At 61.1% G+C, this 14,009-nt stretch carries 11 protein-coding genes, 1 tRNA gene, 1 pseudogene and 1 other annotated feature; of the genes and pseudogenes, 8 read left to right on the forward strand and 5 right to left on the reverse strand.

What is annotated here, in order from left to right; all coding sequences use genetic code 11:
* Positions 1 to 5: 5 nt before the first annotated feature.
* Positions 6 to 82 (forward strand) — tRNA-Met (locus A6U87_RS17515).
* Between the two features lie 210 nt (positions 83 to 292).
* On the opposite strand, the pseudogene A6U87_RS30475 reads toward A6U87_RS17515, so the two are convergent.
* The 3 genes and pseudogenes from A6U87_RS30475 to A6U87_RS17525 form a co-directional block, all read right to left on the reverse strand.
* Positions 293 to 418, reverse strand: a pseudogene (locus A6U87_RS30475) (ABC transporter ATP-binding protein); the annotation flags it as partial.
* 360 nt (positions 419 to 778) lie between these two features.
* Positions 779 to 1,357, reverse strand: a complete 579-nt coding sequence (locus A6U87_RS17520; RefSeq protein ID WP_065692578.1) for an OmpA family protein — start codon at positions 1,355 to 1,357, stop codon at positions 779 to 781.
* Between the two features lie 4 nt (positions 1,358 to 1,361).
* Positions 1,362 to 1,784, reverse strand: a complete 423-nt coding sequence (locus A6U87_RS17525; protein ID WP_065692579.1) for a cysteine rich repeat-containing protein — start codon at positions 1,782 to 1,784, stop codon at positions 1,362 to 1,364.
* A gap of 315 nt (positions 1,785 to 2,099) precedes the next feature.
* Between A6U87_RS17525 and A6U87_RS17530 the strand changes: the two genes are divergently transcribed.
* The 7 genes from A6U87_RS17530 (at position 2,100) to fabI (ending at position 10,872) form a co-directional block, all read left to right on the forward strand.
* A complete protein-coding gene (locus A6U87_RS17530) occupies positions 2,100 to 2,765 on the forward strand; it encodes a MarC family protein (RefSeq protein ID WP_065692580.1) in 666 nt (221 codons plus the stop codon).
* 286 nt (positions 2,766 to 3,051) lie between these two features.
* Positions 3,052 to 4,470: a DUF3300 domain-containing protein gene (locus A6U87_RS17535; RefSeq protein WP_065692581.1), complete on the forward strand. Its 1,419-nt coding sequence runs from the start codon at positions 3,052 to 3,054 to the stop codon at positions 4,468 to 4,470.
* A 28-nt stretch (positions 4,471 to 4,498) separates the two neighbouring features.
* Entirely contained in the window at positions 4,499 to 5,434 is a 936-nt protein-coding gene (locus tag A6U87_RS17540; protein ID WP_065692582.1) for a DUF2950 family protein, read from the forward strand.
* Between the two features lie 268 nt (positions 5,435 to 5,702).
* Positions 5,703 to 7,928 carry a DUF3141 domain-containing protein gene (locus A6U87_RS17545; RefSeq protein ID WP_141683988.1) on the forward strand — a complete coding sequence of 742 codons (2,226 nt, stop codon included), beginning with the start codon at positions 5,703 to 5,705 and terminating at the stop codon, positions 7,926 to 7,928.
* Complete coding sequence (locus tag A6U87_RS17550; protein WP_065692583.1) at positions 7,925 to 8,881, forward strand: phosphate acetyltransferase; 957 nt, start codon at positions 7,925 to 7,927, stop codon at positions 8,879 to 8,881. The genes A6U87_RS17545 and A6U87_RS17550 overlap by 4 nt, the downstream gene beginning before the upstream one ends.
* Positions 8,882 to 8,884: 3 nt before the next feature.
* Entirely contained in the window at positions 8,885 to 10,063 is a 1,179-nt protein-coding gene (locus A6U87_RS17555) for an acetate/propionate family kinase (RefSeq protein WP_065692584.1), read from the forward strand.
* 23 nt (positions 10,064 to 10,086) lie between these two features.
* Positions 10,087 to 10,872 (forward strand): enoyl-ACP reductase FabI, encoded by a 786-nt coding sequence (gene fabI, locus A6U87_RS17560; protein WP_065692585.1) that lies wholly within the window; start codon positions 10,087 to 10,089, stop codon positions 10,870 to 10,872.
* A gap of 98 nt (positions 10,873 to 10,970) precedes the next feature.
* On the opposite strand, the gene A6U87_RS17565 is transcribed toward fabI, so the two are convergent.
* Both A6U87_RS17565 and A6U87_RS17570 read right to left on the reverse strand, forming a co-directional pair.
* Complete coding sequence (locus tag A6U87_RS17565; RefSeq protein ID WP_065692586.1) at positions 10,971 to 11,993, reverse strand: LLM class flavin-dependent oxidoreductase; 1,023 nt, start codon at positions 11,991 to 11,993, stop codon at positions 10,971 to 10,973.
* Between the two features lie 136 nt (positions 11,994 to 12,129).
* Positions 12,130 to 13,596, reverse strand: a complete 1,467-nt coding sequence (locus A6U87_RS17570) for a SulP family inorganic anion transporter (RefSeq protein WP_065692587.1) — start codon at positions 13,594 to 13,596, stop codon at positions 12,130 to 12,132.
* Positions 13,597 to 13,665: 69 nt separating this feature from the next.
* Positions 13,666 to 13,721 (reverse strand) — a sequence feature (sul1 is cis-regulatory element that is thought to sense ions involved in sulfur or methionine metabolism; They are found in Alphaproteobacteria).
* Positions 13,722 to 14,009: the final 288 nt, after the last annotated feature.

Here is a 14,009-nt window from a genome sequence, read left to right on the forward strand (position 1 = left end):
GATGGCGCGGGGTGGAGCAGCCCGGTAGCTCGTCAGGCTCATAACCTGAAGGCCGCAGGTTCAAATCCTGCCCCCGCAACCAATCTTCCCAATCGAGACCAAATTCTATCGCTGGCGCGAAGACTTCATCTTCGCTGGCGATGGTAGCTCCTCGTCCTGCGGACCATAACCTGAAGGCCGCAGGTTCAAATCCTGCCCCCGCAACCAATCTTCCCAATCGAGACGAACACACACTCAATATGCCCCGCAAGGGGCTATTTGCGTTTCTGGGGCCAAGGCAACAGAGGGCCGCCTAGCGATCGATATGGTAGCACGCAGCCGTCTGCTCCGGCCCAACCTCTTCCGTCACAGGCGGCGAGGTCCCGCAGATCTCCGTCGCCTTCCAACAGCGAGCCGAAAACACGCAGCCTGAAGGAGGCGCATCCCTCGCCGGGAGTGCCCCGCATGTCGAGGCCATTAGAGGGCAGGATCGATCGAGCAAGTGACTGGTCCAGCAGCTCAAGGCTAAGAAGCTGACGCAAAACAATATCGAGTGGGTGATGGCCGTGTAACGGAAACATGGTCTGCTACGTGACGTGGCAGACGAATGATGGTTGTTGGAATGCCGGCTCCCGGTCGTGTGTGTTCCGAGAAAAATCGGCCGCAGCAGGGGACTGCGACCGAGGAATGAATGATCATTCAGGTAGCCTGATGCGAAGCCTAAAATCGTCAGCCTTGCCGAGGGCGAAGGCGAGTGCCGCGAACCAGCCCCTCGGCTTGATATAGTACTAGCCGACACTCATGGTTTCTTCTTAAATACCCCCAGGTTGATCAGCTGGACGCGCCGGTTGTTCGACCCCTTCGCATCGGCCCCTTCGATCGGAAGGTGTTCACCAACACCAACGGCATAAAGCCGTTCCGGTGCAACGGCGAAAGTGGTGGACAACGCTTCTTTGATAGCGGCGGCGCGCTGTCCGCTCAGCTCCAGATTGTGTTTGTCGTCACCCGTTGCGCTGGCATGCCCGACAACCAGAAAGCTGTAGGCCCAGAGGTTGGGATGATGCAACGCATCGGCCAGCAGACCCAATGTGCGGTAAGACTTCGGCTGGATGGCAACGGAATCATTTTCGAAATTGATTTCGAGCACCATCTGCGGAAGCTTGGAGATGCGCTTCCAGTTCGGCAGCGCGGTCATCGGCTTGTCGCCGCCGTCGACCGCTTCCTGCTGCAGGATGACGACATCGACAACCGGCGCTGCTGTCGTCAGCTTCGCGAGTCCTTTGACGATCCGATCCTGTGATACTTCCTGAGCGTTCACGAGGATGGGGAAGACCGCTGCGGCAAGTACGACGATTGCCTTCAATGTCGGGTTCTTCATCGGCTCATCTCCATCCTGCGTCAGTGATTACCTGGTTGCATTCCTTGCTGACCCGCTTTTCTTTTTTCACGAGGCAGGCGAGAATGAAGCCATCGCCCTTGATACCGTCGCAGCTTTTCGACATGTCGCGCCGGCAGACCTGACTGTAGGACGCCTGCGCATGTTCGCGCTGGGTGATCGACTGGAAGACCGCCGTCAGCGATCCTTTGCATGTCGCAGAGACCTTCGCGGCGTTCTGCTGCAGGCAATCGGCAATCCGACCGCTGCCCAGGTTGAGCCCCTTGCAGAGCTTTTGAATGTCGGCGCCGCAATCGTCGGCCAGCTTGGTGACCGCATCCGCATAACTCATGGTTTGTGCGAAGACTGCACCAGCACTCACGGCGTATATAAAAACGGCGGCAATCACCGGTACACCAGGTCTCAACATGCGGCCCTCTTTCTGTGTGGGTATGCGATGAGCATGCACAGAACGGGGCGGACGAGGCGTATATTACGGTAAAGTACATGGTGGCGATTGCAGGAGGGGCTGGAGGCCGTATAGCGTCGCGGTCCATAGCCGGACCTAGCGGTGTTCCGCGCCAATTCTGCGTGGCGTCGCACCGGAGGCCCGTTCTCGGTAGGCGAGCTTTCACCCTACGGCAGAAGGCGAGGGGACGAAATTGATGTGACCCGAGCTGTCGATTGTTTTGAAAACCTGGAACCTCAATGCGGTTGCGCCTTCTTTCAGTATTGGCACCTCTGAATGTACGCGGCGATCAACACATTCGTGCTGGTGCTGGCCTCCGTGTTTCCAGTCGTCAACCCACCGGGCTCGGCACTTGTCTTCTTCGGATTGACCCGGGGAGCAACACCGGAGCTACGTGCGACGCTCGCGCGGCGCATCGCATTGAATTCGCTTATACTGCTCACTTGCTCATTTCTGCTCGGCGCTCTCATCTTGCAGTTTTATGGGATTTCGGTGCCTATCCTGCGCGTTGCCGGTGGGATCATCGTCGCCGTGGCTGGATGGAAGCTTCTCAATGAAGGAAGCCGCAAGGAACTGGATGACCCGGCAGGCGATACCTCTCGGGTCGATTTGCTCGATCAATCCTTCTATCCGCTGACACTGCCGTTGACGACAGGACCGGGATCGATCGCAATCGTGATCAGCATCGGGCTTTCGGAGGCGACGGTTACCAGTCCTGCGCACAGGATCATATTCGTCTTGGCAAGCCTTCTCGCCCTTTTTGTGCTGTCCCTGACGATCCTGCTTTGCTTTTCCTATGCGGATCGCATCCAGCGGCTCCTTGGCCGCGGCGGAACCGACATCGCGGTGCGCCTGTCCGCGTTCATCCTGTTCTGCCTTGGCCTACAGATCCTTTGGTCCGGTGCCAACGATCTGTTGAGATCCACGCTTTCCTCCGGTTAGGCATCCCGCTGCGGCGGACGAGACTTCGTCTAAGAGTGAGGGCCTGCCGCATGGGTGGGTCGATCACCGGCCTTACTGCCTCCGTAGTGTAGCCTCACGTAAGTTACGCCCCATGGCCGGGTCGCTGTAATAGAGTGCAGCTCCTGATGCGGCTGAAGGTCAGCCCTGACATGCGACATCGATATGAGGCGGAGGGGCCGAAGGTCGTTTTGCTTGGGGTGCTCAGACGCAGCTGAATACGCAACGCGATAAATTCCTAACGTCTGTGATGCAAGGAGGTCGACGCATGCTGAGAGCAAGATCCTTCAGGCTGCTGGCCGGGTTGTCGGCCCTGTCATTGATTTGGATATATCCTGGTCCCGTGGCCTATTCGCAGACGGCTACCCCGGCGTCGGCTCCGGCAGCTGCGGCAGCGACCACCGCGGAAACACCTGACCTCCTTTCAGAGGACGAGCTCGAGGTTCTGGTCGCGCGTATTGCGCTCTATCCGGATGAGCTTGTCGCGGCGATTTCTGCTGCGTCGCTCTTCCCGCTGCAGATTGTGGAGGCGCAGCGCTTTCTAGAGGCGAAGGAAAAAAAGACCGATCTCAAGCCCAAGGCGGATTGGGACGGCAGCGTCATTTCCCTCCTCAACTATCCCGACATCGTCAAGATGATGAGCGATGACCTCGATTGGACGCAGTCGCTCGGCGATGCTTTGACCAACCAGCAGAAGGATGTGCTGATCGCCATCCAGCAGCTTCGTGACGAGGCGGTCGCCAAGAACATCATCAAGACCGACGACAAGGTGACCATCGTCAACGAAAACGAAAACATCGTCATTCGTCCGACAAACCCCGAGAAGGTCTATATCCCACAATACCCGCCGGAAATGCTCTACGAGGACAGCTATCAGGCGGCGCCGATCTCGTATTATCCGAGTTCCTACGACAGCTATTACTATCCCGGCGCGGCATTCTTCGCCGGTGCCGTGACCGGCGCCGCATGGGCCGCAATCGTGAATTGGGATGACTGGGGGGTCTGGGGCGGGAACTGGGGCGGCGACGTCGATATCGACTGCAACAACTGCTTCAATGATCGCAACTTCAACGGCAAGATCAAGTTGAATGATGTCGACTGGAGCAAGGTCGATCGGAGTAAATTGAACATCGGCCGTGACCAGATCAACAATCTGGACCGGTCGGCGATCAAGTCCGGCTTGCAGGCGGATAACCGCAACCAGCTGAAGAACAAGATCGGCGAGGGGCAGGCTCGCGGGCCCTCGACACGCGATGCAGGCCCGCGAGCCCAGGACATCCGCAAGAGCACGGCTGAAGGCTTGAAGGCCGGCCCAAAATCCAAAGCAGGAAACGCGGCTGCTAACCGGCCCAATGCTGGCGCACGACCTGAAACGCGTCCGGCGGCCGGCAACAATCGTCCTGCGGCGAAGACCAAGAAGACCAACGCACCAAAGATGGCGGCTCGGCCCGATAACAGATCGCGCCAGCCGAATGCACTCGGCAACGTTCAATCCGGTCGCCGTGAAGCGGTTGCCTCCAAGCGGGGCGGGCAGAGCATGGGTGGCGGCCATCGCGGTGGGCAGAGCATGGGTGCGCCGCGCGGTGGTGGTGGCTCGCACGCCAGTCGGCCACGTCCAAGACCGCACGGCGGCGGCGGTGGTGGCCGCGGTGGTGGTGGCGGCCGCGGCGGCGGCGGAAGACGATAGTTGGCTGTCAGATAACCGGAGATAGATCATGAGACGAAAGTTGCGATTGATCCCACTGGCGCTGGGAATGGCGCTCACCCTGCTGCCGGCTTACCCTGCTGTATCGCAGCTGCAGACCAACCTGTCGGAATTCGCCGGCGGAACACCACCATCATTCGACAATCCGTCGGATGCGCTGGAACGTCTGAAGTCGGTGCTCAGTGCCGACGACAAGGCTGGCTTTGCGAACCTGCTCGGACTGAACGCCAGCAAGCTCAGCGCCAACAGCGACGCGATGGCGACCTACGCGCTTATCCGCGCCGGCGCCGATCGGGAGCTGCAGCTGCAGGACCTTTCAGGACGGAAGATCGTCCTAATCGGCAAGGCTCTGTGGCCGCTGCCTTTCCCGCTGTCGCAGCTGAAGGACGGCAAGTGGGCTTTCGACACGCAGGTGGGATTGCAGGAAATCGTCAATCGGCGCGTCGGAGCGAACGAACTCCAGACGATCCAGACGATGCATGACTACGTCGCCGCGCAGTACGAATATGCGAAAGTGGATCAGGATGAAGACGGTGTCTACGAGTTCGCCCAGAAGCTGATCAGCAGCCCGGGCAAACGCGATGGTCTGTACTGGCCGCCAGGCACCTTTGACGTCGATAGTCCTGCCGGACAGATGATCGAAACGGCTGCCCTTGGCCGCGCGAAGCAGGGTGAGGGTTACTACGGTTATCACTATCGGATCCTGACGGGCCAAGGTGACAACGTGCTTGGAGGCAAGCAGAGCTACATCGTCAACAAGAACATGACGGGTGGCTTCGCGCTGATCGCCTGGCCGGTCAAGTATCGCGTCACCGGCGTTCAGACCTTCCTCGTCAACAATGCTGGTATCGTCTACCAGCGCGATCTGGGCGAGCGGACGGAAGAAAAGGCCGCCGCCATCAGGGAGTTTAATCCCGACTCGAGCTGGGAGCTCGTGACCGACTAGGCATATCGCCAGCGGTCATCTTGACGCGACGCCAGTTTTCCGGTCGCATAGGTGCGGCCGGTGGTGTCATGCAAATGAAACGCTGGAGCGCTATTCTGCCCTAGTTTGGGTGCGCATCACAGGATGCGCCGATCTGCCTTTCGTGCACCGGCATGCCAACCGTCAGATGACGGTAAAGATGATCGCGCCTGGTCCTGCCAGGCATAACTCCCGTACCCACAGAGGAGTGGACATGATGTCCGATCTCGCCAACATCACGAACACCCTGATGTTCTCCAACCCCGTCACCGCATATTGGACCGATGCATGGCAACGGTCCGTGCTCTACCTTGACGTGATGAGACGACGCGGCGCTCAGTATGAAGAGCAGGCCGCGCTTAGCGCTCCTCATGTGCTGGACTATGATGCAGAGCTTGTCTGCGACGGTCGTCGGCTGGAGCGTCCCGTCAACTACCTTCTTGCCCATATCACCCCGCCTCCGGGCGTCGTCATCGACCAGGGGAAGCGGCCGTTTGTCGTCGTCGATCCGCGGGCCGGCCACGGGCCTGGAATAGGCGGGTTCAAAGCCGACAGCGAGATCGGCGTTGCGATGAAGGCAGGTCATCCGTGCTATTTCATCGGGTTCCTGCCGGAACCGGTGCCGGGCCAGACGATCGAGGATATCGTTCACGCGGAAGCGACGTTCCTGGAAAAGGTGATCGCGCGCCATCCGGATGCCGATGGAAAGCCTTGCGTCATCGGCAACTGCCAGGCGGGCTGGGCCGTGATGATGCTCGCCGCACTGCGTCCTGAGCTGTTCGGGCCGATCATCATTGCCGGCACCCCGCTTTCCTACTGGGCGGGCGTCGAAGGGCAGTATCCGATGCGCTATTCCGGTGGCCTTCTCGGTGGTAGCTGGCTGACGGCGCTGACCGGCGACCTCGGTGCCGGCAAGTTCGACGGAGCGTGGCTGGTGCAGAACTTCGAGAACCAGAACCCGGCCAACACGCTCTGGAGCAAGCAATACAACCTCTATTCCAAGGTCGATACAGAGGCCGAGCGCTATCTCGGTTTCGAGCGCTGGTGGGGTGGGCACGTCATGCTCAATGCCGAAGAGATGCAGTTCATCGTCGATGAACTGTTCGTCGGCAACAAGCTCGCCGCCGGCGAGATCCGGACGTCCGACGGGACGGCGGTCGATCTGCGTAACATCCGCTCGCCAATCCTGGTCTTCTGCTCGAAGGGGGACAACATCACGCCGCCGCAGCAGGCATTGGGTTGGATCCTCGACCTCTACGACAGCGTGGACGAGATACGCTCTGTCGGGCAGACCATCGTCTACACCGTCCATGAGAAAATCGGCCATCTCGGCATCTTCGTTTCGGCCGGCGTGGCGCGCAAGGAACACGACGAGTTCGCCTCGAACATCGACCTTATCGATGTGCTGCCTCCCGGTCTCTACGAAGCGGTTCTCGAGCCTGTCGGCGATGCCATTGACCGCCCGGAACTGGTCAACGGCCAGTGGATCATGCGCTGTGAAGCGCGCACTCTGGATGATATTCGCGCCCTTGGCGGCAACGATATTGAAGACGAGCATCGCTTCGCCGCGGCCGCGCGGCTTTCGGAGATCAATCTGGCGAATTACCGCGTTCTCGCGCAGCCGGCGATCCAGGCTGCGGTCACCCCGCAGTTTGCCGAAATGAGCCGCCATCTCCACCCGTTGCGCCTCAGCTATGAAATGTTCGGTCCGCGCAATCCGATGATGGCATGGGTCGAGAATGCAGCTGACTATGTCCGCAAGAACCGTCGTCCTGTTGCGTCCGACAATCCGCTTCTTTCCATACAGGAGAAGCTGTCGGAACAGATTGTCGATGGCCTTGAAAGCTGGCGGATCCTGTCGGAACGGCTGGCGGAGGAGACGTTCCGCGCGGTCTACGGTTCTACTCCCCTGCAGACTGCCCTGGGGATCGATCCGAATTCCAGTCGCCCGCCACGCAAGGCGCCGAAAAGTCTCCTGAGCGGCGCGCTACTGAAAACCCGTGTTGCGGCGTTGAAAGCGAAGATCGCAGAAGGTGGTCTGCTGGAGGGCCTTGCGCGATCGATGGTGTATGTCGGCATGGCGCGGGGCAGTGCTGACGAGCGCGGTTTCGAAGCAATTCGCAGAATAAGGCGCAGCCAGCCGGCGGCAAGCCAGTTGACGCTCGCCGAGTTCAAGGCGCTGGTGCGCGAGCAGTATTTCATGCTGCTGATCGACGAGGCGGCAGCCCTTGCGGCAATCCCGTCACTCCTGCCGCCAGATGCGGACGAGCGCCGCAAGGCCTTCGACATGCTGCGTGAGGTGCTGGAATCGTCCGGGGCGCTCGACGGCGAGGCAGCCGAGCGGTTGGATCGCGTGGCTGCATTCTTCGATATCGCTAAGTCCGATCCCGAAAGCGCCGCGCTGGTCAAGGCTGCCGGCGGCAAGCCCGTCCGGGTACCAACGCATCCAGGCAGAAGAGAAGGGGCTCCCCATTGATCGATCTCACCACGGCTGCGCCGAGCATTTCCAAATACGACCGCCTGATCGCCACCGCACGACAGGTCGTGCCGGCCGTGACGGTCGTTGCACATCCTTGCGACGAAACCTCGCTGCGGGGAGCGCTCGATGCTGCCGAAAGCGGCCTGATCGTCCCCGTGCTGGTTGGCCCATCCGCCAAGATCCGCGAGGTGGCGGCAGAAAAGGGGCTCGATCTGAAGGGGCACGAGATCGTCGATGCTCCGCACAGCCACGGAGCGGCCGCTCAAGCGGTCGCTTTGATACGTGAGGGTAAGGGCGAACTCCTGATGAAGGGCAGCCTGCACACTGATGAGTTGATGCGCGAGGTCACCGCATCAGCCACCGGGCTGCGCACGGAACGCCGTATCAGCCACGTCTTCGTCATGGACGTACCGGGCTACGCCGACACGCTCTTCATCACCGATGCCGCCATCAACATCTTCCCAAATCTCGACGCCAAACGTGATATCGTTCAGAATGCGATCGATCTCTGGACGGCGATCGGGCTGGGCGAACCGCGTGTGGCGATCGTCTCCGCGGTGGAAACGGTGACGACAAAGATCCCCTCGACGATCGACGCTGCGGCGCTGTGCAAGATGGCCGAACGCGGCCAGATCACCGGCGCGGTTCTCGATGGACCGCTTGCATTCGACAATGCAATCAGTCCGGAAGCGGCAAGCATCAAGGGGCTGACGTCACCTGTCGCAGGTCGCGCGCAGATCATCGTTGTGCCCGATCTCGAGGCGGGAAACATGCTTGCCAAGAACCTGACCTTCCTCTCGCACGCGGATGCAGCGGGTATCGTTCTTGGAGCTCGTGTGCCGATCGTGCTGACCTCCCGAGCCGACACAGTGCGCAGCCGTCTGGCCTCATGCGCTGTCGCAACCCTCTTTGCGGCGGCCCAGCGGCGCGTCGCGCAAGTGGTGGCCTGACGCATGGACGCAATTCTCGTTGTCAATGCGGGGTCATCGAGCCTCAAGTTTCAGATCTTCGAGATCACCGGCACGGGCCTCAGGCGCTGCATTCGCGGCCAGATGGACGGTATTGGGACGAAGCCGCGCCTTGTGGCGAAAAGTGCGGACGGCGAGGTTCTCGTTGACCGCCGCTATGCGCCGGAAGCGGTGGATCACCTGCCAGATGCGATTGCCGAAACGCGCGCCTGGCTGATGACCCTCGAGGGCTTTGCGCTCAAGGCGATCGGCCATCGCGTTGTCCACGGCGGTCCCGCCTACGCCAAGCCGATTTTGATCGACCACGACATCCTGGATACGCTCGCCACCTTTCAGGAGCTCGCGCCGCTGCACCAGCCCAACAATCTGGCGCCGATTCGCCTTGCCATGGAGATCAATGCCGACGTTCCGCAGGTCGCCTGTTTTGATACGGCGTTTCATCGCGGCCACGCCGCCCATACCGATTGCTATGCCTTGCCGGCGAGCTATTACGAACATGGGGTGCGACGCTACGGCTTCCACGGCCTGTCATACGAGTACATCGCAGAGAGGCTGACAGAGGTCGCGCCTGACGTCGCAGGAGGGCGTGTTGTCGTTGCCCATCTCGGTAGCGGCGCATCCATGTGCGCGCTGAAGGAGGCCAAGAGCCTCGAGACGACGATGGGATTCACCGCGCTGGATGGTTTGCCGATGAGCACGCGGCCCGGGCAGATGGATCCCGGCGTCGTGCTCTACCTGATCGATCAGCATGGCATGAGCGTGGCCGAGGTGACGGACCTCCTCTACAGGTCGTCCGGCCTGAAGGGACTTTCCGGCATTTCGGGCGATATGCGTGAACTTCTCGCGAGCAGCGATCCGCGTGCGGCCTTCGCGATCGATCACTTCGTCCATCGCTGCGCGCTCAGCGCCGGCATGCTCGCGGCGGCGCTGGGGGGACTGGATGCCTTCGTGTTTACAGCCGGCGTCGGCGAAAATTCCGCCCCGATCCGCGCTCGCATCAGCGAGCGTCTCGCCTGGCTCGGCGCCGAACTTGATCCTGCGGCGAACGAGGCCGGCGAAACGGTCATATCCACACCGGCGAGCCGCGTTCGTCTCTACGTCCTGCCGACCGACGAAGAGCTGATGATCGCACGCCATACGCTCGCACTCATCAGGACATCCTGACCCGCCTTTAAGGAGATGCATCCATGCCCATCTCGGTTATCAACCCAGAGCTTCTCAAGGGGCGAAAAGGGCTGATCGTCGGCATTGCCAATGATCGTTCGATCGCCTGGGGATGCGCCCGTGCGTTTCGCGCTTTCGGCGCCGAGCTTGCCGTCACCTATCTCAATGACAAGGCCAAGCCCTATGTGGAGCCTCTCGCTCATGAGGTGGAGGCGTCGATCGTCATGCCGTTGGACGTCTCCGTTCCTGGTCAGCTCGAAGCTGTTTTCGAACGGATTACCGAAACCTGGGGCGAGCTCGATTTCGTCGTTCATTCGATCGCTTTCTCGCCCAAGGATACGCTCGGCGGTCGCGTCGTCGATGTGCCGCGCGAAGGCTTCCTCAAGACGATGGACATTTCCTGCTGGTCGTTCATCCGCATGGCTCATCTGGCCGAGCCGCTGATGAAGAACGGCGGCACGCTGTTTACGATGACCTATTACGGCTCGCAGATGGTCGTCGAGAACTACAACATCATGGGCGTGGCGAAGGCGGCGCTGGAATGCGCCGTGCGCTATCTGGCCGCCGAACTGGGGCCAAAGGGGATCAGGGTTCATGCCATTTCGCCCGGCGCGCTGGCAACGCGTGCTGCCTCGGGGATCCCTGAGTTCGACGAGTTGCTCGAAAAGACCAAGGCGAAGTCGCCAGCCCGCGAGCTGATCGACATCGACGACGTCGGCGTTGCCACGGCCTTCCTCGCCCACAACGCCGCGCGCCTTATTACCGGGCAGGTCCTCTACGTCGACGGCGGATATCACATTATCGACTGAGATGTGGGAAAGAGCGACGACGCTGCCGGAGCGGGCCGCGGACTGAGGACTGAGTTGCGCCGTCGGAGACTATCCAGACGGCGCGGGGGCTTTTTCGGTCAGCGCCAGCCGAGGGCGGGGGCGACGTGTTTCAGGATCGCCTCGATGACGTGCGCGTTGTAGTCGACACCGAGCTGGTTCGGGACGGTGAGCAACAGGGTATCGGCTTCGGCAATGGCTTCGTCCTCGCGAAGCTGCTTGATCAGCGCGTCCGGCTCGGCAGCATAGGATCGGCCGAAGATGGCGCGGGTGTTGTCGTCGATATAGCCGATCGAATCCTGTTCCTTGCCGCCTCTGCCGAAATAGGCGCGATCGCGGTCGTCGACGAGTGCGAAGATGCTGCGGCTCACGGAGACCCGCGGCGTGCGCGTGTGGCCTGCTTCCTTCCATGCGTCGCGATAGGCACGGATCTGCGCGGCCTGCTGGACGTGGAATGGCTCGCCGGTCTCGTCATCCTTCAACGTCGAGCTCTGCAGGTTCATGCCTAGCTTGGCCGCCCAGATGGCGGTGGCGTTGGAGCCGGCCCCCCACCAGATGCGCTCGCGCAATCCTTCCGAGTAGGGCTCAAGTGGAAGAAGGCCCGGCGGGTTCGGGAACATCGGCCGCGGGTTGGGCTGGGCGAAGCCGTTGCCCTTCAGCGCGTCGAGGAAGACCTCGGCATGAGCGCGGCCCATATCGGCGTCGCTCTTGCCCTCGTCGGGCTGGTAACCGAAATAACGCCAGCCGTCGATCACCTGCTCCGGCGAACCACGGCTAAGGCCGAGCTGAAGGCGGCCGCCCGCGATCAGGTCGGCGGCGCCGGCATCCTCGGCCATATAGAGCGGATTTTCATAGCGCATGTCGATCACGGCGGTGCCGATCTCGATGCTCTTCGTTTTCGCGCCTACAGCCGCCAGAAGCGGGAAGGGAGAGGCGAGCTGCCGGGCAAAGTGATGGACGCGGAAATAGGCGCCGTCCGCGCCGAGCTCTTCGGCGGCAATCGCGAGATCGATGGATTGGAGAAGCGCATCGCCCGCCGAGCGGGTCTGCGACTGGGGAGAGGGTGTCCAATGCCCGAAGGAAAGGAAGCCGATTTTCTTCATGTTGTGCCACCTGAAATTGTCTGATGCAGTCTGATGACACAAGATCGGGCGTAGCGACAGTCATGCTACGGCGAACGGTTCGTTCAACCGTTGAGGACTGCGCGAGCGCCATTGCGGCACTCGCGCCGTTGTTTCGCTAGGCTTCCTTGGGCAGCAGGGGGCTGCCGAGCCGGCCGACAAGCGTCGAGCTCGCCAGGTTCAGGCCCTTGACATCGACATGGACACCATGGGCCTTGAACCGCTGGACGACCTTGTCGAGCGCTTCGACGCTGGTGATGTCCCAGAAGTGCGCTTGCGACACGTCGATGAGAACCGACTTGCCATTGGCATCCTGGATGTCGAAGGATTCGATGAAGGCGTCCGCCGAGGCGAAGAAGACCTGGCCTGATACACGGTAGGTCAGGCGCGCCGCGGAGGCGTCCGTTTCCGTTTCCACGCGAAGCAGGCGGGCGACCTTGAAGGCGAAGAACACGCCGCTCAGGAGAACGCCCACCGTGACGCCGAGAGCCAGATTGGCGGTGAAGACGGTGACCGCGACCGTCACCACCATCACCGCGCTCGACAACTTGGGATGCACGATCAGGGCGCGCAGCGATGACCAGTCGAACGTATCGATCGACACCGTTACCATGATCGCTACCAGCGCCGCGACAGGGACCTGCGACACCCATGGCTTGAGCAAGACCATCAGAATGAGCAGGAAGGCGCCGGCAAACAAGGTCGAGAGGCGTCCGCGTCCGCCATATTTCACGTTGCTGACTGTCTGGCCGATCATGCCGCAGCCGGCGATCCCGCCGAATAGGCTCGCGGCGGCATTGGCGATGCCCAGCCCAGTGCATTCCCGGTTCTTCGAACTGGTTGTGTTGGTAAGGTCGTCAACGACGCTTGCGGTCATCATGGATTCGAGAAGGCCGACCATCGCGATGGCGAGTGCCGGGCCGGCGATGATTGTCAGCGTTTCCCATGTCAGCGGAACCGCAGGCCAGCCAAACACCGGAAGTGAATCCGGCAGCTTGCCGAGGTCGGCGACGGTCATCAGGGGAAGCTGGAAGGCTATCGACGCGACGGTCAGAACGAGAATGCAAATCAGCGGCGATGGGACCGCCGTGGTGATCCTTGGCGCGAGATAGATGATTGCAAGGCCCGCGGCCAGCGCTGCGTAGGTAATCCAGTTGCCGCCAAGGATATGCGGCATCTGCGCGCCGAAAATCAGGATCGCCAGCGCATTGACAAAGCCGGTGCGGACGGACTTCGACACGAACCGCATGAGGACACCGAGGCGCAGAAGGCCAAACAGGATCTGAATGAAGCCCGCAAGAAAGCCGGCAGCGAAAAGATATGCCAGGCCGTGGGAGTGGACCAGCGGCGCTGCCACCAGTGCCACCGATCCGGCCGCTGCCGAAATCATGGCGGGGCGTCCGCCGGTAAAGGCGATGACGATGCCGATGACGAAGGAGGCAAACAATCCGACCTGCGGATCGACGCCGGCCACGAACGAGAAGGCGATGACCTCAGGGATCAGTGCGAAGGTTGCAACGGCCCCGGCGAGCATTTCACGCACTGGATTGGCGAACCAATCCCGACGAATGATTGAAAGTTGCATAGGATCTGTCTCGCAAAGCATGCCGCACGCGCGCTGTCGAGCGGCTGTCAAAATGACATGGAGGTTTTGCGTGGTCTGGCGGATCGGCGGCCAGAAGAGCCACCCGGAGTTTCACCGGGTCCGTGGTGAGTACTTGGCTTATGGCTGCATTCGTCCAACGAAGCAAGGCGAAATTGCGCCGAGATAGAAACGCTGGACGGGTGCCGGACCTATCCCAGGAATGGGGGCGGGCAACCTTTCGGACGGTCAGGTTGGTGGGCTCGACGTGGTGCCGGACCGCATAAAACTTCAATCAGGACTGCTATCGTGCTCAGCTAGAGCGGGATTGTTTTAGGCGGAGTCGGGAAGTGGATTCCCTTTCTGGTGCAAATCAGATTCACCATTCTGGCCGGTGAAGGAGGCCGGCCTGGATG

The sequence above is a fragment of the Rhizobium sp. AC44/96 genome (genome assembly GCF_001692185.1).
GTDB lineage: Bacteria > Pseudomonadota > Alphaproteobacteria > Rhizobiales > Rhizobiaceae > Rhizobium.